The 20,569-nt window shown below is 38.5% G+C and carries 13 protein-coding genes; 9 read left to right on the forward strand and 4 right to left on the reverse strand.

The annotated features are described in order from the left end of the window. Nucleotides 1–90: 90 nt before the first annotated feature. Both A9260_RS14480 and A9260_RS14485 read right to left on the reverse strand, forming a co-directional pair. Complete coding sequence (locus tag A9260_RS14480) at nt 91–1,449, reverse strand: MATE family efflux transporter (protein ID WP_082957136.1); 1,359 nt, start codon at nt 1,447–1,449, stop codon at nt 91–93. Between the two features lie 130 nt (nt 1,450–1,579). After that, on the reverse strand, nt 1,580–2,290 hold the full coding sequence (locus A9260_RS14485; protein WP_068700155.1) for a FadR/GntR family transcriptional regulator: 711 nt from the start codon (nt 2,288–2,290) through the stop codon (nt 1,580–1,582). Nucleotides 2,291–2,888: 598 nt separating this feature from the next. On the opposite strand from A9260_RS14485, the gene A9260_RS14490 reads away from it, so the two are divergent. From A9260_RS14490 to A9260_RS14500, 3 genes are all read left to right on the forward strand, one after another. Then, entirely contained in the window at nt 2,889–3,602 is a 714-nt protein-coding gene (locus tag A9260_RS14490; protein WP_068700157.1) for a FadR/GntR family transcriptional regulator, read from the forward strand. A gap of 188 nt (nt 3,603–3,790) precedes the next feature. Further along, nucleotides 3,791–5,656: a DUF294 nucleotidyltransferase-like domain-containing protein gene (locus tag A9260_RS14495; RefSeq protein ID WP_068700159.1), complete on the forward strand. Its 1,866-nt coding sequence runs from the start codon at nt 3,791–3,793 to the stop codon at nt 5,654–5,656. Between the two features lie 3 nt (nt 5,657–5,659). Then, nucleotides 5,660–6,367 carry a 3'-5' exonuclease gene (locus A9260_RS14500; RefSeq protein ID WP_068700161.1) on the forward strand — a complete coding sequence of 236 codons (708 nt, stop codon included), beginning with the start codon at nt 5,660–5,662 and terminating at the stop codon, nt 6,365–6,367. A gap of 131 nt (nt 6,368–6,498) precedes the next feature. On the opposite strand, the gene A9260_RS14505 is transcribed toward A9260_RS14500, so the two are convergent. After that, a complete protein-coding gene (locus A9260_RS14505) occupies nt 6,499–7,179 on the reverse strand; it encodes an oligogalacturonate-specific porin KdgM family protein (protein ID WP_068700164.1) in 681 nt (226 codons plus the stop codon). 497 nt (nt 7,180–7,676) lie between these two features. Further along, nucleotides 7,677–8,705 carry a polysaccharide lyase family 7 protein gene (locus tag A9260_RS14510; RefSeq protein WP_082957137.1) on the reverse strand — a complete coding sequence of 343 codons (1,029 nt, stop codon included), beginning with the start codon at nt 8,703–8,705 and terminating at the stop codon, nt 7,677–7,679. Between the two features lie 801 nt (nt 8,706–9,506). On the opposite strand from A9260_RS14510, the gene A9260_RS14515 reads away from it, so the two are divergent. From A9260_RS14515 to A9260_RS14540, 6 genes are all read left to right on the forward strand, one after another. Next, nucleotides 9,507–10,262, forward strand: a complete 756-nt coding sequence (locus A9260_RS14515) for an oligogalacturonate-specific porin KdgM family protein (RefSeq protein ID WP_068700166.1) — start codon at nt 9,507–9,509, stop codon at nt 10,260–10,262. 80 nt (nt 10,263–10,342) lie between these two features. Next, nucleotides 10,343–11,746 carry a hypothetical protein gene (locus A9260_RS14520; RefSeq protein WP_068700168.1) on the forward strand — a complete coding sequence of 468 codons (1,404 nt, stop codon included), beginning with the start codon at nt 10,343–10,345 and terminating at the stop codon, nt 11,744–11,746. A gap of 1,003 nt (nt 11,747–12,749) precedes the next feature. Further along, nucleotides 12,750–13,514 (forward strand): oligogalacturonate-specific porin KdgM family protein, encoded by a 765-nt coding sequence (locus A9260_RS14525; protein ID WP_068700170.1) that lies wholly within the window; start codon nt 12,750–12,752, stop codon nt 13,512–13,514. A gap of 86 nt (nt 13,515–13,600) precedes the next feature. Further along, nucleotides 13,601–15,433 (forward strand): hypothetical protein, encoded by a 1,833-nt coding sequence (locus A9260_RS14530; protein ID WP_068700172.1) that lies wholly within the window; start codon nt 13,601–13,603, stop codon nt 15,431–15,433. Between the two features lie 952 nt (nt 15,434–16,385). Then, the gene (locus A9260_RS14535; protein WP_068700174.1) at nt 16,386–18,161 is read left to right on the forward strand and encodes a sodium:solute symporter family transporter; all 1,776 of its coding nucleotides are present in this window, start codon (nt 16,386–16,388) and stop codon (nt 18,159–18,161) included. 623 nt (nt 18,162–18,784) lie between these two features. Then, nucleotides 18,785–20,560, forward strand: a complete 1,776-nt coding sequence (locus A9260_RS14540) for a sodium:solute symporter family transporter (protein WP_068700176.1) — start codon at nt 18,785–18,787, stop codon at nt 20,558–20,560. The last annotated feature ends 9 nt before the right edge of the window (nt 20,561–20,569 follow it).

Here is a 20,569-nt window from a genome sequence, read left to right on the forward strand (position 1 = left end):
ATATTTTGTTGCATATCAATCTTGCAATTACTGTAAATAAAGCATGGGTAAGTTTAAAGGATAAGCTAAACCTTAAGCCAAAGTTTGATATTAGTCGTACATCAATTTCTTTGCTTTTTCGGCATTAAATTCTCTGAGTGATTTTCTGGCTAAATGTCTAAATGGAATTGCTTTAACGATTTCCTCTATTGGCTGTATCGCAAAGGCCCAAAAGACAGAACCACCAAGGCTCATAATAATCAAGGCACACAGTGGAATGGAAATCAGCCATTGGCCTGTAAAATTGATTTTAAATACAGCCGATGTTTTGCCTAACGCTCGTAATACATGACCGTGAACCGTGTTGTATCCACGTACAATGGGCAAGAAGATGTACAGCGGTGCAATAGTGGCAAGAGCGACATAGGTTTCAGAATCTAGGTTTGGATAAACGTGGGCAATAACAAAGCTTAATCCGACAAAGAAAATGGAGCAGATCACTGAAATGCCTACCGCGATTTTAATGCTGGTATTGACGTCTTCAACCAAGGTATCCATTTTGTTTGAACCAATGGCTTGGCTTATGGAAATAGCGGATGAAAGGGCCCACGCAGTGATGAATTGTGTGCCTGAGCGTATCCAAGGCATGATCAGCGTGATAGCTACATAAGCATTCATATTCAGCTGCGAATAAAGCAGTTGATAGACGGTTGCACCAATGGACAAAATGGTCATGTTGGCTGCAATAGGAAATACTTCAATGAAGTGGTTTTTAATGCTTAGTGCTAAACCGTTAAGGTGTTTTTTAAAAGGCAGTTCAATATCATCAGAATAATGAATACACAGCAGTAAATAGATCATTCTGATGACGATGGCGATCAAAGTACCGGTAGCGGCCCCTTTTAATCCCATCCCTTCAAATCCAGCAAAGCCATAAATGAGAAAATACGAAACAATCGCATTGATAGGCATCTCAATCAGATAGCCTTTAAATGGTGTTTTTGTTCGACCTAAGCTGTTAAATAAAGAAATAATGACTTGGGTAATGGCATTGAACAATACTAAGTATTGAGAAACAGATAAGTAGTGGTTTACTTCAGCATAAAGAGAAGGGTCGCTAGTAAGGGCATTAATGAGCTGATGATTAAACACTTGTAATAAAACAAGAAAAATCACTGCTACGCTAAAGTTGATACTCATACCGGCCCAAAAGCCTTTGGCTAAAGAGGCTTTAACACCTGAACCTACCGCGCGACTGAGAACCAGTTGCGTCCCGTTGGCTAAGGCCATTTGAATGCCAATAATAAAAGCAACAATGGTACTTGCGATGCCCATGGCGGCTAAAGATACTTCACCAAGAGGGGAGACCTGGAAAGTATCGATCATTAGCATCGATTGCATTAACAGTGCGTTTAACGCCAGTGGCCAGGCGATAGAAATATTCTTTTTTATGTAGGATTGGTCAGCCACGAGATTACCTTTGTTGATTCATGATGAATAAAATTTATCGGGCAGCAGTCAGCCCGGATAAATTTACCATCAGAATAATGCCACTGAGTGGGCAGATAATCAATAAATGAAACGCTATTTTAATTTTATTTTAGGATACTTTAGCTAGCTTTTGATTGTCGTCATTAAGCAGATTTAATGAGGCTATGCGCGCGTTTTCAGCATTGCCTGACATGATGCCATCATAAATTGCTTTATGTTCTGCTAGGCAAAAACGACCGCCAATTGCAGAATAATCAATGTATTCTTTAAACATAGTAGAAAGAATATTACTGAACGGCAGGTAAAACTGATTGCCAGTAGCTAAGAAAATAGTACGGTGAAACAGGAGATCATTGATACTCCAATTTTCGTAATCAAATTCGTTGGCTGCAACAGTCATGCGCTGGAAATACTTAGAAAGATCTTTACGTTGTTCAACCGTTGCGTTGGTGGCAGCGAGTGCACAAGCAGCAGGTTCAATCGCTTTACGAAGACCTAAAAACTGAGATAAAAACGGTTTAATATCTTCTAAATCTTGAATCCAGTCCAGAAATTGAGGGTCTAAAAAGTGCCATTCTTTACGAGAACAAATTCGAGTGCCGACTTTTGGTTTGGATTGAATAAGTCCTTTAGCAGAAAGTAATTTTGTTGATTCTCTGAGCGCTGTACGACTGACCCCAAATGCTTCACACAACTCAGTTTCGCATGGGATTTTTTGATTTTCTTTAAGTTCACCAGACAAAATCTTACGAGCAATTTGCCTAGCAACTTGGACATGAATTCGACGGTCTGAATTTTCTACTAACGTGAAAAACGACATTTCTACCACCTGAGTAATATATAAAGTCAGCTATTGCTGCCTTAAAAGGTCATCAGTTTTTTTACTGTGACAACAAGGTTCCAACTGAACCTTTAGATATCCCTAGCAGACGACTAACGTATGGGTAAAAACAACATAATAAATTAAGTGTTTAAAACTCGTTAAATACAGATATTTACCGGCATATTCTTTATTTTAATTAGAGTGCCATATTGTATATGAACATTGTTATTTTCAATTTAATACATTCTGTAATGATTAATAATTGAATAACGAATACTCAGCGTTGTACTGGGGAATCTTTTGTTACTAAAATAATACAATAAGATTTTACAACTTCAACAAAAATAAGCGAAAATGACAAATTGCAAGTTAAAATTCAGACTTTAGTCACGAAAACTGACATATTCTGAATCTCTAACTAAGCTGTATGTAAATGCGGTGTTTTGTTGTTGTGGCGGGGTTGAAAGCTTATGTTACGTTTTTTAAACCTACATTTAATGGGGTATATCACGTTTGAGCTTCATATTAATGACGTAATTGAATCGAACTGATATATTCATGCATAGATAATACATTATATAAGTAAACTAAAATTATGGCTGGATCATTTAATTCAATTGCAGGCTCTAAACGGAGTTTGCATGTACAGGTTGCTCGTGAAATAGCACGAGGCATTCTATCTGGAGCTTTACCACAGGGGTCTATTTTACCTGGGGAAATGACGCTTTGTGAACAGTTCGGTATTAGTCGTACTGCACTTCGTGAAGCAGTAAAATTACTTACCTCTAAAGGACTGTTAGAGTCTCGTCCTAAAGTTGGTACTAAGGTTGTTAACCGTGCATATTGGAACTTCCTTGACCCTCAACTAATCGAATGGATGGACGGTTTAGCTGATATCGATCAGTTTTGTTTTCAATTCTTAGGTTTAAGACGAGCTATCGAACCTGAGGCTTGTGCGTTGGCTGCACAGTTTGCGACGGCTGAGCAACGTATTGAACTCTCTGAAACTTTTCAAGAGATGGTAGAGGTTGCCTCTGAAGAGGAGTTAAACATTGAGCGTTGGACGGATGTAGATATGCGATTCCATAGTTTAATTTTTAATTCAACTGGGAATGATTTCTATCTACCATTTGGCAATATTCTTACGACTATGTTTGTTAACTTTATTGTGCATTCTTCAGAAGAAGGCAATACTTGCATAAATGAACACCGTGAAATTTATGATGCAATTATGGCAGGCAATAGCGATAAGGCACGACAAGCATCTGCTGAGCATCTGCAAGAAGGCAACCATCGTTTAGTGATTTAAACGAGACAAGATATTGCTCTATATTTAGAAAAGCATACTTAGGTATGCTTTTTTTGTATTAATTTAAAAAATTTTTTAAAAAATTTGAGGTTACATTAGTTACATTTCTCTTACTAATGAGAAATTTAGCTATATAATAATACTAAATGGTCGATAGGCCACCTTCTGCAACGTTCAAGAGACCTAATATGACAGAATCTCTACTACCGAATATTATTCAATTTCTGAGTCAAATTGACCCGTTTGACAAGATCCCTAAGCCAGCGCTTCGTGAATTGGCTTCTCAGGTGCAAATTACTTATTTGAGCAAGGGAGAAGATGTTGATCTTTGCTCTGAAGGTGAAGAAAAATATCTTTATATTGTTCGAACTGGCTCAATGGAGCAACGTAAAGCAGATGGTGTGCTTAGGGCTCGATTGGGTGCGGAAGATCTATTTGGCTTCACCTTTTTAGACTCTACAATTGATAGTGACAAAGGTTATAAAGCGGTCGCCATTGAACATACATTACTGTATTTGATTTCTCATTCTGCATTGCAGCAACTCTTCAAATCGTCTCCAGAAAGTGCTGAGCATTTTGCTTCTCAAGCTCAAGTTCGTTTAAAGTCTGCATTGGATGTGGTTTGGTCAGATAAAGAAAAAGGGCTCTTTATTAAAAGAGTTCAAGAGGTTGCAAGCGGACGCGTTGCCGTAGTACAAGCTGACCAAACTATTCAAGAAGTTGCCCACGAAATGCGCATTGTTAAGCGTACTTCATGTGCGGTTATTTATGATAAAAATGAAATCGTTGGTTTGATCACAGATAGAGATATGACCAAGCGTGTGATTGCTTTAGGTGCTTCTATCGATCAGCCTATTTCGACGGTAATGACCTATTCTCCATTAACCATTAAACCCGATGATTTGGTATTACATGCCGCCTCGATAATGATGCAGTTTAATATCAGAAACTTACCGATTGTTGAAAACAATAAGGTTCTGGGTTTATTAACAACTTCGCACCTTGTACAAAATCACCGTGTGCAAGCAATTTTCTTGATTGAAAAAATCAAATACGCCACTAGCGTCTCAACATTGGCAAGTTTTACCCCAGAACGACAAGCTATTTTTGAAGCTTTAGTTGAGGGTAAAGTTGGGCCTGAAGTCATTGGTCAAGTAATGACGATGATTTTTGATGCTTACACTCGCCGAATCATTCAAATCTCTATTGATAAACTGGGACCACCACCGTGTGAGTTTGCCTGGATTGTTGCAGGCTCTCATGCTCGAAACGAAGTCCATATGCTTTCGGACCAAGATAGTGCGATTGTGCTTGCTGATGATGTCACAGAGAATGACAAAATCTACTTCAAACATCTTTCAAGTTTGGTTTGTAATGGATTATCCAGTTGTGATTACCCGCTATGTTCGGGTAATTATATGGCAATGAACCCTAAATGGTGCCAGCCTGTTAGCACATGGAAACATTATTATAAGAAATGGGTAGCAAACCCTGAGTATGAACGTCTATTAAACATCAGTGTCTTCTTAGAAATTCGTTCCATTTATGGTAATAACCATTATGAGAAGATACTGAAAGATGAAATGTACAAAAACATTCGAGAGAGCCGTGAATTTTTGTTGATGTTGACTAACGATGCAGTGAACACCAGTCCACCGCTTGGGATCTTTAACAGTTTAGTGCTTGAAAAATCAGGCGAAAACAAAAAGACATTGAATGTGAAGAAGTACGCGATTACGTTAATTATCGATTTAGCGCGTATTTATGGTTTAGCGGTGGAGAGTGATCACTCTGCAACGGATAAACGTTTTCAGGCGGCTTATGAAAACGGATTTTTGTCTGAAGATTCCTACAAAAATATCTTAGGTGCGTATGAGTTCATCCTTTCATTTAGGTTTAACCATCAGCTTACCGCACTAAAAAATGGTGAAGAGCCAGATAACAACATCGATCCAAATAGCTTTGGTAGTTTTGAACGAGGCCATTTGAAAGATGCATTTAGGATCATCGCTGATTTACAAGAAGCGGCTAAGGTTAGATTTGGGACACGATAATCTATGTTGAAATTCTTTCATCCTTTAGAGCGCACAAAACGGATGCGTAAGACGCTAGTAGACAATACGGCAACGTCTCAGTTGTTTCGTCGATTACTAGAAAGCCCGTCACCAGAGGTAAGCACTTTATCCAGTGAATTGGATTACATTATCTTGGATTTGGAAACCACTGGATTAGACAGTTTAAATGACATAATCCTATCGATAGGGTGGGTGGTTCTTTCAAAAAGAAAGATCGATCTTGCCGGTGCTTGTCATTATTACATCAACCAAGAATCACAGGTTAAGCCCGAAACGGCGATCATCAATCACATTACGCCAGAGATGCTCAATGAAGGTGTCTCTATTCATGATGCAATGAAAGCTTTTTATGATGCTGCATTGGGCAAGGTGATTGTTGCTCATGGTTGTGTGGTTGAGACAAACTTTATTAATCAGTACCTTAAAACTCATTACCATGTGTGGGATCTTCCTTTTATATGGTTAGATACTTTATGTATTGAGAAGAAAATGGCTAAGGCGCGCAATGATGTTGAAGACGTTGATCTGACTTTATCTGGTACTCGAGCGCGTTATAAACTTCCTGAATACAACGGACATAACGCACTTTGCGATGCATTATCAACTGCTGAATTGTTGATGGCGCAGATAAAGCGTTTAGAACCTGATCAAGATATTAAGTTTGGCTATTTGTATAAACTAGGAAACTAGCTTGATACAGCACTGAAAAGTCAGTGAGTTTAAACGAATAAATGCCAGTTTCATAAAGTGAAACTGGCATTTTTTATAGCTAAAATTATATTCAAAAGGTTTAGAAGCTATAAGCGTTTTAAACGCAAGACTTAGAAGCTGTAAGTTAGACCTACACGGCTACGAAGTTCGCGCGTTGCACTTTTTGAACTTGTGCTCGCATCACCAAATTCAACATACGGATACCAGTCACCAAATTTGCGACCCGCGGTTAGGTTTAATTCGTAGTTTTCTTCTGAGTGATCATAGATGTCGTAACCATCTGCATTGTAGTAGTTAGCTTCAAAGCCAAACTTCCACTGTTCTATTGAGTAATTAATATTACCTGTAATACGGTGACGGTATTGTGTGTCATCGCCATCACTGTACGTTTTAATATCGTAACGATAACGAGCGCTTAACTTAAGACCCTTAACACTATCAAGAGCGTAAGTTGCACGTAATTGAGGCTTATATGTCATGCCACTACTACGGCCCTCAATTGGCATACCGGGTTGAATAGTCCAGTTAGTGCCATCAATTTTATGACGGTAACCTAAATCGAGCTCCCAGCCATTGTTCTTAAGATCTTGCATAAATTCGCCATCTTCACCTTTAAACTTCAGTTCCCCACTAAAGTAGAAGTTTCCGATGCTATCGCCCATTTTGATACGGCTAGAGTGCTGCTCCGTGTGGCTCTTATATTCGTGACGGACATTGATTGATGCTGCATTTACTGAAGTTGCGGCAACTGTTGTCAGTAGAGCAAGAATAACTTTGTTTGAAGATTTCATTTGATAACCCTGTGAGTCATTGTTGGTGTTAATGTATGACAAATATAATAAGGATTAGATTGCATATCTGCATGTGACCAGGCTCACTGAACATTGGTGTTTTAGCTGTTTTTAGTTGTCGCTGAACTAACTATTGAAACTAACCGTATGATTTATATGAGATTAATCACATTAAGCATTTGCATGCATAAAAATAGCTAAAGCATGGGTTATGTGGTGTAACTCGAATGGAATTTAGGTATTTTCATTGTTTTGTATAATGTTTAAAAAATAATTTAGTGACTGTGCTCACAAGTTGCCGTTCAGGCTGGAACTGTGGCGATATCTTGTAAACATGTGATACTACAAAGCTATGCTGTAACTGGGGTCAAAATCGTAATAATGAGCAGTTACTAGGGGAGTGGAGTGAGAGTATAAAAGGGAGGTTTAACAGCAAGCGACTGAATTAAGCCGCTTGCCGATACTATTAATTGAACGTTGTTGTAAGCAAGCTTTGCTTACTCGTGTTCAATTGCGATTTTGCTGAAACTTACGTCAAATACGCCGTTTGTACTGCCGGGTTTTAATTGCGGGTAGATCCCTGCTTTGAAGTAGAAGCTATTTGATGGGTTTGTCCAATTTTTCGAAAGGGTATAGCTGTTACCATCAGATTTGATGGTTTGTCCCCATAGAATGCGTTTCTCAACATTAGCTGCTTTAATGACGATACCTTGTTGATCGACATTTATCATGTAGGAAAACTCCTCGCCTACTTTAGCTTTACCAAGATCGATACTGAATGGGTGGCAATGGGAATTAGAACATTTATTGTTACCTTCAACAAAATTATCGTTGATGATTGCTCGTATTGGACGTGAGTTACCTTCCCATAACAATTTAACTAAAGCTTGCTTGATATGCTGACCGTGAACTTGACCAATCACGACTTTAGGTTGGGAAACATTTGGGGCTTGTTTAATAGTGAGGGTGCTTTCAAGGCGGTGTGCGTTGTTGTCCTGAATATGCCAGTTTTGCTTGTCAGTATTACAGCCACTTTGGGTTTTATAATGATAAAGCTCTCTTAGTTCAGAGCGAACGTAACTAGTATTTTCAGTCGTTGCCAGTGAAGGATCGCTTAAATTTACTTTAAAATGGGTGTGACCATCATTACCTATATAAAAGTAATCTACATAAGATGTTTTTTCGGATAAAGAAGCGTTACTACCACGGCAACCACCGGGAACCAATTCGGCAGCAGATGAACCACCTGAAATTGAATGGTCAAAATTGTCTCTAAAATAGGTTTTACTGATCGGAAGGGTTAACTTCCATTGGTTGATATTCCAATCGCTATCACTGTCTGTATTAGTATTTTTGACTGACTCAACATAATTGTTGAGTTCATTTGCAGTGCTTTTATCTATTGTACTCGTGTTTTCAATGACATTTTTAATATCATTGCTAGGAGTAGAACTGGTTCCACTATTACAACCAGATAGTGCTAAAAGTATAATAATAAAACCATACTTACTATGTTTCATATTCATTGAGTTAATGCCAGTTTATTCTTAATTATTATTTATTCTCACATATTTGTATGGAGTCTCATAGATGTATTGGTGAAATATTAAAGTGCAATATGCAATACATCGCAATGACATTAATTTGGAATAGATAGTGATCCAAACAAGAAATATATTATTAGTGACTTTTAACTGTCGTTATTGGAAATAATTAGAATAAGAGGCGATAGTGCATGGTCTTATTGTTTCATATTAATGCTCAGCTCAGATTTCTGATAATAACTGGCTAGTGATTTTAATATAGTTGGTGTTTTAATGACTATGTTAACGACAGGATACTCCATTGAATGCACTAGGCACTAGATAACTCACATTTCTTATAGTCATACTTTTAGATGGTTTAGAAAGTAGGTTTATTTAGGAAATAGTAGTATTTATGATGCTGGATTCATATCGAATCTAAGAGTTATACCGTGATTTATTTTATTGGAAACAAATGTTGCACTGCTAGAAAAACTTGATATTGTCAGATTTATGTATAAATAGCCATTATGAGACTGGTTTCTTTTGTGGGTTAATCATCTGGAATTCCTCTATTTTGCAGGTTATTCCTCTGTATTTTTACTGTTTTTATGATTGTAAGCTGTAGCGGCTTATTTCTTAAACCAATTTAAACAGTGTCATTAGCGATATTCCCAAATTCCAGTGATAGTTCAATCTAAGCTCAAAATCCTGCCTTCGTCACAGTTTGTAACCAAATGTTACCTTAATCTATTTGTCATACATTAGGTTCAATATTCAAATGGATATAAAGGTAAATTCTTCATGACTAAATCTAAAATTGCTCTAGCTGTTGTAGCTACTATTTTTGCTGGCTCTGCATGTGCAGGCCAAATTGATTATCGCGCAGAATACAAACACAACTCAGATGAATACCAACATCGCATCAAGCTCGGGTCTTCAGTAAATGCTGCTGACCATACTAAGGTCTATTTTAGTGTTGAACAAAAATGGAATAGTAATGACAAATCAGATTACTGGAACGAAGTAGAACGTGGTGACTCAGAGTTTGATTGGGGTGTTCGTTACGCACTAACTAAAAATTGGTATTTACAACCAGGTATGCCAATTACGTTCTCAACAGAAAAAACCACTTATAAACCTCAATTCCGTGTTGGTTATAAAGCTGACTTTGGTTTGACTACTGCAATTCGTTACCGTCATGAATTCCAAACTTATACAAGTGATGCTGGCACTACAAGCGATGTTGATGGTCAATCAATAGAGCGTGCAGGAAAAACAATACAACAAGGTAAAATCACTTTAACTGGTTCATATAAGTTGCCTGTAAAAAGTTTGAAAAACTTGAAGTTAAGCTATGAAGCTAACTATAACCACAATTACGACAATATCCGTGTTGAAAATAATAAAAATTGGGGTTGGGATGCTGGTGTGATCATTGGCTATCAAGTTTCAAACTTCCAACCATACGTCGAACTTTGGGACGTGAAGGGTAAGACTGGTACTAAAACCGATACTCGTCAGTTAAGAACTCGCGTTGGTTTGAAATACAAGTTCTAACGTTAATACGAATTATATTTATTGAAGGGGTGAAACTCTGCGCCTTCAATATATAGCTAACAGAATATAAGAGAGATATTATGAAAATTTCTAAATCAGTTGTCGCAGTTGCGGTATCAAGTGTACTGTTATTTGGTTGTGATTTTGATGTTGGCCCACAAAGCAATGCTCCGGCTGCTGGTAACGGTAACTCAGGTAGTGTTGTAGTTCCTGGACCGGGTGGTTCTGCTGCTAATAAATTAGTGCAAATTACTGATACATCAACATCTGATACTGGTGAACTTCGTTTAAAACTTGCGGATGGTTCAACTCAAGCTGTTGTACCTTCTATTGCAAAAGGTAAGTTGACCGTTGATTTGACTTACGTTAATGAAGACCCAACTCAAATTGATGATGGGAATGGTAATAATGCATACATCACTCTTTTCGGTAGTGGTACTAGTAACTCAAACCTAGTGGGTGAAATTGCCTTGAATAACGATGGTGATATTTTCCACCGTACTAATCAAGGTAAACCAGATCTATCTACTACTCCGGACACTTCATTTAAAGCAGGTGACAAAGTAGCCGTCGAGATGACTTGGGGTGATGGAGAATATTCATTCAAAGTTGATGGTAAATCATTTGGTCCTTTCCCTTGTTCAGCTGAGACTGCCCCAGTTCAAGTGATTGCTCTTAAAATGGGTGATAATAGTCACACTACTCCTTATAAACTGTTAGTTGATAACTTCAAAGTGTACAACGTTGCTGCGACAGGTGATGAAAAAGTATTTGCTGATGATTTTGAAGGTCGTGCAGTAGGTCAAGATCTTTCGGGTAACCCTTACAATAGTAATTCAAATGAAGCTGTTGTTATTGGTGAAGGTGGTACTGACGCAGGTAATGGTGTAGCCACTGGCGCTGTAACTGAAGATTTTGAAGGTTATTCTATTGGCGCTGCTGTTGACTCTACTTATAAAGTTAAAGGCGATGCTGATGCGACAGCGCTGATTGCTGCTGACCCAGCAAATGCAAATGGTAAAGCTTTACAGATTAAGGATGGTAGTACTGCAACTAAACCTGTTGTAGGTCGAGAATTTGCCAATGGTGCAGCAGATACTGGTTCGGTTTCAGCTTCATTCTATGTATCTAAAGATGGTTACAATAAAAAATCTTCTTATCTTTACCTAGGTACTGACGCGGGTGCTTCTTCAGGCAAACGTTTTGCTGAAGTTGTGATTGGCGGAGATTCAGTGAAATTTAGAGAAGCAGATGGTTCTACGCAAACGGTTCTTCAGAAATACACTAGAGATACATGGGTGAATGTTGCTATTTCTTGGAAAGGTACTGATGTGACAGTTACTGTTGATGGCACAGAATATAAAGGATTGGTGGCAGAAAATGCTTCTGCAGGAGCACCAAGTGCATTTGCTATGTACGGTGGTGACAACAGTTCAACCGGCACTATAACGTACTTTGATAACCTAAATAGTGATTTATTCTAGATTATAGATCGCTCATTGACTCTTTTAAAAGACCGGCATTTTGCCGGTCTTTTTTTATCTAATTTGTGTATCTCGTATTTTATCAAAAAGGTTGTGATTGGAGGCGCGCTGCTAGGTAAGATGATTGACATCCTCACAATATGATATTTTGTTGATTATTTTTTGATAAAAGCTACAACTATGACATACAGGTTAATTGTGCTTGTCTGTTTTTCCTTAATCATATATAGCAATATTTATTCATCATCAACGTTTAGTCAGATAGTTACTATCTTCACGAACTTATTGTCTATCTAATTCCGCTCAACCTACTACTCATGCTAGGAGCTAGGAGCTAGGAGCTAGGAGCTAGGAGCTAGAATTGTTCTGTGTGGTTACTCTTAAACTAATAAGCTAAATCGCTGTGTTTAACCAATGGCATTACTGAAGTCGATAAGTTACCCATAAGTTGTTGTGCAACACAGTTGTAATTTGTCTCAATAGGGTAGGGCTATTTATTGATTATGCTTATTACTGCTCTATATGGTTTAGAACATATATAAGCAAAAACTACAAGTATTACACTGGATGAGTATGCTGCTTTGAGTGCGACAATGGTGATTTGATTTTCTATAGCCATGTCGGTTCTATGTCTTAAATACTAAATGTTCAACCTTTTTATCCATTCCTCAATATCTTCTTTTATGCTCGTTTAACGTTAAATGTGAGCACCATCATAAAAATGCCGCACCTGAACTATTCACGCCATAAATAATACAAACAAAAACCATGCTAATAGACATCAAAAAACAAAAAGGCGAAAAATTAAAGCAAAAAAAAATATATCAGGCAAGTTTTTGATGTGAATGTTGGATTGTTATGCGATCAATCCCTCAGTTTAAATATGCTTATCATGCTCCGGGAACTTTTCTTTACACGGGTCACAGTTTGTTACGAGGGCTTCCCCTAAACTTATTGTCATACATTAATTCAAATACCCGTATGGAAAAAAAGGTAAAACACAATGAATAAAAGTAAAATCGCACTAGCAGTTGTAGCTACAGTTTTTGCTGGTTCAGTAAGCGCAGGTGCTATTGATTACCGTGCTGAGTACAAGCATAAAGATGAAGATTTTGCACACCGTATCAAAATTGGTTCATCTGTTGGTATCGCTGATAAAACTAAATTGTATTTTAGTGTTGAGCAAAAATTCCAAAGTAATGCTAAAGATGACGGAACACAACCATTTTGGTATCAAATGGAGCGCGGTGATTCTGAATTTGATTGGGGCATCCGCTACGCAATTAACAAAAAGTGGTATGTACAACCAGGTATGCCAATTACATTTGGCGACGAAAGAACAACGTATAAGCCTCAGTTCCGCGTAGGTTATAAAGCTGACTTTGGTCTAACAACGGCACTTCGTTACCGTCATGAATTTAGAGAGCATACCGATTCTTCTTCTTCTACGTTGAAGAGTACAAACGGTGAAACTTACGATATGGCGGGTAAAACTCACCAGAAAGGTAAGCTAACTCTGACAGGTTCATACAAATTTGCACAACCAAGTCTAAAGAACCTTCAGCTTAGCTACGAAGCTAACTATGTGAAGAGCTACGATAACGAAATCCTAGCAAACAGCGAAGACTGGGAATGGGATCTAGGTGTTCAAATTGGTTACAAATTTGACAACCTTCGTCCATACGTTCAGTTCTGGACTGTTGACCACGGTTCAACATCTGGCGATCGTCAGTTGAGAACTCGTGTTGGTCTAAACTATAAATTCTAAAAAAACATAAAAATAATATCTGATGGGTGAGCCTGCATTCACCGCTCACCCACTCAGTAACTTAGTGAAATAATAAGAGAGAAAATATGAAAATTTCAAAGTCAGCAATAGCAGTAGCACTATCTACCGGACTTCTGTTCGGTTGTGATTTCGACGTAACGTCTTCTGATGATTCTTCAGGTGGTGGCGATATCCCTAGTTCGTCTTTATCTGGTGCATATTGGGAGTTGGCAGCAGCATCTTCTACTTCTGCAACACAATCTACAGATCTACCAAACGTCTATGTTTTTGATGGTACAAATCAAAAATACTATAACGATGATAATAGCTTTGGTACTTATGTTATCGAAGAAAAAGCTTATACCGAAGGCACTGATGGTAGCATAAAGTTCCATTACTATGCTGCTGACGGTACATCAACTGAAGAATCAGGTTCATTTGCTATTTCTGCAGATGGTGTACTAACTATTTCTGGAACCAATGATGGTGACCTGACTGGTACAGACCAAATTGATAATGCAGATATCGCAGCAGCAGTTAAAGCTGCAAACGATGCTTCAGGTGTTAACCGTCTAGTTCAAATCCAAGATACTAATGCTGTTAAAGAAGATACTGGTGAATTGCGCATAAAATTCTCTGATTCTGGTAACGACATCGAAGTAGATGGGGATGCAATTGCTAAAGGTAAACTGACTGTCGATCTAGTATATCAGCTTGATGAAGATACCGAGCAAGTTGCTGATGATACTGGTAATAACGCATATGTTAGTTTTTATACTGCTGCAGGTACTAGCACAACTAACCTTCATGGCGAAATTGCTTTTGAATATAAAGACAGTGGTGTTGGTGTAATTAAATATCGTAATGCATCTGGTGATTTAACTGATACGAATGGTACATTCGAACTAGGTGAAGAATTAGCTGTTGAAGCTAACTGGGATGATGGTGTCTTCACTTTCTCTGTTAATGGCACAGAATATGCTCCTGCTGACGCAGTTAGAGACGGCGCTGCTGTAGCAGTTGTTGCATTGAGACTTGGTGACAACGGCAATACTACTCAGTATGAACTGCTAGGTGACAACTTAAACATCTATAGTGTTTCTGATGCTGGGGATGAAACTCTATTTAGTGATGATTTTGAATCTCATCCTGTTGGACAAGCTTTACAAGACAACGATTTCTACAACTCTAATTCAAATGAAGCTGTAGTTATTGAAGTGGGTAGTGCTGCTGGTGGTGATGAAGGCGATGCTGATGACGAAGGTGACACTGGTGGTGACGAAGGTGATACTGGTGGTGATACTGGTGAAGGCGCATTAGTTGATGATTTCGAAAGCTATACTGCTGGCACAATAATTAGTAATGCTTCTGACAGTTGGATTACTAATAACATGAAAGATGATGAGTTCGGTACAACAACAGCGGAAGTAAGTACTGCTCAATCAAATGGTGGAAGCCAATCTCTGTATTTAGAAGATAGCAATACAGATAGTAAGCCATTTGTTGGTCGTGAATTTGCTTCTGAATCGGCAAGTGGTTCTGTATCTATCGATGCTTATTTCCCTTCGGCTAATGAGCAAACAACTTATATAAATGTTGGTGTTGGTAAAAACAACAGTGATCGCTACTTTGAGCTTAGACAAACCGGTACAAAAATCGAGTATGAAAACAGTGCTGATGGTGATGTAGAAATTGCTCAGATTGAAGAAGATAAGTGGTATACGTTCACTATGTCATGGACGGCAGCGGGTATCTTTACGGTTAAATTAAATGGTGAAGTGATCGCAGATAACATTGATCAATCTATTCTTGGTCTAGATTCAGCTAATATTCCAACTAGACTCACAATGTATACTGGCAATGATTCTGGTGCTACAAACAAGGTTTACTTCGACAACCTTAAATCAGACTTGTTCTAATCTAACTTGATTATCTAACAACAAAGCCGGCTAAATAGCCGGCTTTTTTATACCCAAATGTTCCATCATTAATTGTAAATGCATTGCCCTGGCTATTTCTATGCGGTTGTAGGCCCATTTCATACCGACTAGGTATGAAATGCTCTGAATTATGCTCAGAGGAGTAGGGCGTTTCTTTACGCAGCTCTCAAACCCCGTATAGCAAGCTGATATCATTTGTATGTTTTTTTCGCTTCCAATGTGAATATGACTTGCTTTTGTTATTTGTAATACAATATAATTTAACCCGCAGTAACAGCATGTAAATGCATTGTTTACTGTGAATCTTTATAAGATTGCGGTTGTAAGACGGCAACTTTGAAAGAACAACTAAGTAGAGTAGGTCGAACATCACCCGTTCTGCTTAGTTAAGCTCCATAACTACTATTAATAGCCTAAACATACCCTTCTAGTGTTTAGGCTCGGTACACCACCGATTTACCCATAGGCTTGCACTTGTCTATGGGTTTTTTTTCGGCTGTCAAAAGTATTACTATTCTTTAATATGTTTAAATATAGCGGTTTAACGGATTTGACATCACTATAAACTCAAGGAAGTGGTACATATTTGATGATCTTAATAATGGAAAAATAAAGCATTTATCCGCTATTATTTGTTAGCTTATGTGACACTTGTAACGGTTTTTTATTTCAGATAGTAATTTGAAGATAATATACCAAGCCACGTCTTAACCTTGTTGCATATCTTTTCGTTATTCGTCGCCTACTTTATTGTATCTTTATATTTTTCATCACTATTTTTCTATTTTTGTGATGCATATTTGTATGATTTATCATTCAAAAAAGTCTTGAGTCACTCGTCACATTTATGAAGTATTGTAATACAAAATATTTAATTGAAGGATTAAACTGTACTGGATTTGAAATAACTATTTACAGTTAAGGTAAAGCGATGGATCTCAATACGATTATTGTTGGCATTTACTTCCTATTTCTAATAGCGATAGGTTGGATGTTCAGAACATTTACAAGTACTACAAGTGACTACTTCCGTGGGGGCGGTAACATGCTCTGGTGGATGGTAGGTGCAACTGCGTTTATGACTCAGTTCTCTGCTTGGACATTTACCGGTGCAGCTGGTAAAGCATATAACGATGGTTTCGCAGTAGCGATCATCTTCTTAGCGAACGCGTTCGGTTACTTCATGAACTTTGCGTACTTTGCTCCTAAATTCCGCCAACTACGTGTTGTAACGGTAATTGAAGCAATTCGCATGCGTTTTGGTGCTACGAACGAACAAGTATTTACTTGGTCTTCAATGCCTAACAGTGTTGTATCTGCAGGTGTGTGGCTAAACGCACTAGCAATCATCGCTTCAGGTATCTTCGGCTTCGACATGACAATGACAATCTGGATTACAGGTTTAGTTGTACTGGGGATGTCTGTAACAGGTGGTTCATGGGCGGTAATCGCATCTGACTTCATGCAGATGGTTATCATCATGGCAGTAACAATTACTTGTGCTGTTGTCGCGGTTGTTCAAGGTGGCGGTGTTGGTGAAATCATCAATAACTTCCCTGTGGGCGATACGGGTTCTTTCGTAGCGGGTAACAACCTTAACTACCTAAGCATCTTCAGCATCTGGGCATTCTTCATCTTTGTTAAGCAGTTCTCTATTACGAACAACATGCTTAACTCTTACCGCTACCTTGCGGCTAAAGATTCTAAGAATGCTAAGAAAGCAGCACTACTTGCTTGTGTTCTTATGCTAGGCGGCGTATTCATCTGGTTCATGCCTTCTTGGTACATTGCAGGTCAAGGTGTTGATCTTTCTGCTGCTTACCCTGATGCAGGTTCTAAAGCGGGTGACTTTGCTTACCTATACTTCGTACAAGAATACATGCCAGCAGGTATGGTTGGTTTACTAGTTGCTGCGATGTTTGCTGCAACAATGTCTTCTATGGACTCAGGTCTTAACCGTAACTCAGGTATCTTTGTTAAGAACTTCTACGAAACAATTGTTCGTAAAGGTAAAGCTTCAGAGAAAGAGCTAGTAACAGTATCTAAGATTACTTCTACTGTATTCGGCATCTTAATCATTCTTATTGCACAGTTCATTAACTCTCTTAAAGGTTTGAGCTTGTTCGATACAATGATGTATGTTGGTGCTCTAATCGGCTTCCCAATGACTATCCCTGCATTCCTTGGTTTCTTTATTAAGAAAACTCCGGATTGGGCTGGTTGGGGTACGCTAATTGTTGGTGGTATCGTTTCTTACATCGTTGGTTTCGTTATCAACGCTGACATGGTATCTCACGCATTTGGTCTTGAAGAACTAACTAAACGTGAATGGTCTGACGTTAAAGTTGCAATTGGTCTTATGGGTCACATTGTCTTTACTGGTGGCTTCTTCATCCTATCTGTATTGTTCTACAAACCGCTTACTAAAGAGCGTCAAGCAGACGTTGATAAGTTCTTCGGTAACTTAGATACTCCACTTGTAGCAGAGTCTGTAGCACAGCAAAAACTTGATAACAAACAGCGTCAAATGCTTGGTAAACTGATTGCAGTTGCAGGTGTGTTCATCATGTTTATGGCAATGCTAACTAACCCAATGTGGGGACGCCTAGTCTTCGTATTGTGTGGCGCGATTGTTGGTGGTGTTGGTCTACTTCTTGTTAAAGCAGTTGATAGTTCAGTGGACGCTCTTGAAGAGAGTGAAGCTTAAGTTATCACATTAACTAGATAGCACTTTATAATGAAATGCGAGCAGAGATGCTCGCATTTTTTTGTATTTAATATACTGATAGCGATTGTTCGTCTGCGATATTTATTGAAATTACAGGTTCAATATTTCGGAATTAATCACATTATTAAATGAGTAATCAATTGAATCTTTCCAGTAGATTGCGATGTAGCTCCTGTTATCACTCATTTCATTATAGATTATCAATATTAGCCAAAACATTGCCGATTTAAGATAGTCTCTCCATCTTTCAATATATTATTCATAAAAAATAAATTACGGGATAGTTATTCACTTATTAAGTAATACTACAGGATGGTGTTACAAAAGTGTTGCGTGATAGCGATTCATTCATGATACTAAATTTCATTCAAATCATTGCTCGTAAGTCTCTGTATACACTTGTAATAAGTTATTTCTCACAATCCCTCATTTATTTTCAGTTTGCTCACGAATCTTAGACCTAGATCACTTGTATGATTTATGTCGCATAAGATCACGAGGTGCCGGTCACAGATAAAGCTTATTGTAGTACAAGTTAAAAGGGCTTCTCGTTAAAATTTTTGTCAGTTAATAACATAATCAATCCCACAAAGGTTTAAACGATGGATCTCAATACAGTTATTGTTGGTGTCTATTTCCTATTCTTAATTGCAATAGGATGGATGTTCAGAACGTTTACAAGTACGACAAGTGATTATTTCCGTGGCGGCGGTAGCATGCTGTGGTGGATGGTAGGTGCGACCGCATTTATGACACAGTTTAGTGCTTGGACATTTACCGGTGCAGCAGGTAAGGCATACGCAGATGGTTTTGCGGTTGCGGTTATCTTCCTGGCTAACGCATTTGGTTACCTAATGAATTACTTATACTTCGCTCCGAAGTTCCGTCAACTTCGTGTTGTGACGGTAATTCAAGCTATTCGTATGCGTTTTGGTAGTTTTAATGAGCAAGTATTTACTTGGTCTGGTATGCCAAACAGCGTAATTTCTGCTGGTATTTGGCTTAATGGCCTGGCGATCATTGCATCAGGTATCTTTGGTTTTGACATGACAACAACGATTGTCCTAACAGGTCTTGTTGTATTAGTCATGTCTGTAACTGGCGGCTCTTGGGCGGTAATTGCATCTGACTTCATGCAGATGGTCATCATTATGGCTGTAACTGTCACTTGTGCGGTTGTTGCAATCATTGAAGGTGGCGGTGTTGGCGAAATCATCGCAAGCTTCCCAACCGACGATGGTGGTTCTTTCGTTTCTGGTAACAACCTAAATTACTTAAGCATCTTTGGCATCTGGGCGTTCTTCATTTTCGTTAAGCAGTTCTCTATTACGAACAACATGCTTAACTCATACCGTTACCTAGCAGCAAAAGATTCTAATAACGCAAAAAAGGCAGCTCTGCTGGCTTGTGTATTAATGACAATGGGTCCGGCAATTTGGTTTATGCCTTCTTGGTTTATTGCAGGTCAAGGTGTTGATCTTGCGGCTATCTACCCAGAAGCAGGTTCTAAAGCGGGTGACTTTGCTTATCTTTACTTTGTAGAAACCTTCATGCCAGCCGGTATGGTTGGTCTTCTTATTGCAGCTATGTTTGCGGCGACTATGTCTTCTATGGATTCAGGTCTTAACCGTAACTCAGGTATCTTTGTTAAGAATTTCTACGAGCCAATTTGTCGTCCAAATGCGACTGAAAAAGAGCTGGTTGTTGTTTCTAAACTGACTTCTACTTTCTTTGGTATCGCCATCATCCTAGTTGCTCTATTCATCAACTCACTAAAAGGCCTAAGCCTATTTGATACGATGATGTATGTGGGTGCGTTGATTGGATTCCCTATGACAATCCCTGCATTCTGTGGCTTCTTTATTAAGAAAACGCCGGATTGGGCTGGTTGGGGCACGCTTGTAGTGGGTGCGGTTGTTTCTTACTACGTAGGCTTTGTTATCACAGCCGATATGGTTGCTAACTGGTTTAACTTAGAGCCTCTAACAGGTCGTGAGTGGTCAGATCTTAAAGTTGCTATTGGTCTAATTGGTCACTTAGTCTTTACTGCTGGTTTCTTCTGTCTAACAACATTGTTCTACAAGCCATTAAGCGCAGAGCGTCAAGCTGATGTTGATAAGTTCTTTGAGAACTTAGACACGCCATTAGTTGCAGAATCTAACGAACAAAAAATCTTAGATAACAAACAGCGTCGTATGCTTGGCTCACTTATCGCAGTAGCGGGTGTTGGTGTCATGCTGATGTTTGCACTACCTAACCCATTATGGGGCCGCTTCATCTTTGTTTTGTGTGGCGCGATTGTTCTTGGTGTTGGTCTACTACTTGTTAAAGCCGTAGATGACACAGTTGAAGAACTTCGTGAACAAACCGCAGAGTAATTAAGCGTT

The organism is Vibrio sp. UCD-FRSSP16_30 (assembly GCF_001676025.1).
GTDB lineage: Bacteria > Pseudomonadota > Gammaproteobacteria > Enterobacterales > Vibrionaceae > Vibrio.

What these genes read in the sequence shown, in the direction of transcription:
- A9260_RS14485 (WP_068700155.1), bottom strand. Translation starts at nt 2,290, where the DNA reads ATGTCGTTTTTCACGTTAGTAGAAAATTCAGACCGTCGAATTCATGTC.
- A9260_RS14490 (WP_068700157.1), top strand. Translation starts at nt 2,889, where the DNA reads ATGGCTGGATCATTTAATTCAATTGCAGGCTCTAAACGGAGTTTGCAT.
- A9260_RS14495 (WP_068700159.1), top strand. Translation starts at nt 3,791, where the DNA reads ATGACAGAATCTCTACTACCGAATATTATTCAATTTCTGAGTCAAATT.
- A9260_RS14500 (WP_068700161.1), top strand. Translation starts at nt 5,660, where the DNA reads ATGTTGAAATTCTTTCATCCTTTAGAGCGCACAAAACGGATGCGTAAG.
- A9260_RS14505 (WP_068700164.1), bottom strand. Translation starts at nt 7,179, where the DNA reads ATGAAATCTTCAAACAAAGTTATTCTTGCTCTACTGACAACAGTTGCC.
- A9260_RS14510 (WP_082957137.1), bottom strand. Translation starts at nt 8,705, where the DNA reads ATGAATATGAAACATAGTAAGTATGGTTTTATTATTATACTTTTAGCA.
- A9260_RS14515 (WP_068700166.1), top strand. Translation starts at nt 9,507, where the DNA reads ATGACTAAATCTAAAATTGCTCTAGCTGTTGTAGCTACTATTTTTGCT.
- A9260_RS14520 (WP_068700168.1), top strand. Translation starts at nt 10,343, where the DNA reads ATGAAAATTTCTAAATCAGTTGTCGCAGTTGCGGTATCAAGTGTACTG.
- A9260_RS14525 (WP_068700170.1), top strand. Translation starts at nt 12,750, where the DNA reads ATGAATAAAAGTAAAATCGCACTAGCAGTTGTAGCTACAGTTTTTGCT.
- A9260_RS14530 (WP_068700172.1), top strand. Translation starts at nt 13,601, where the DNA reads ATGAAAATTTCAAAGTCAGCAATAGCAGTAGCACTATCTACCGGACTT.
- A9260_RS14535 (WP_068700174.1), top strand. Translation starts at nt 16,386, where the DNA reads ATGGATCTCAATACGATTATTGTTGGCATTTACTTCCTATTTCTAATA.
- A9260_RS14540 (WP_068700176.1), top strand. Translation starts at nt 18,785, where the DNA reads ATGGATCTCAATACAGTTATTGTTGGTGTCTATTTCCTATTCTTAATT.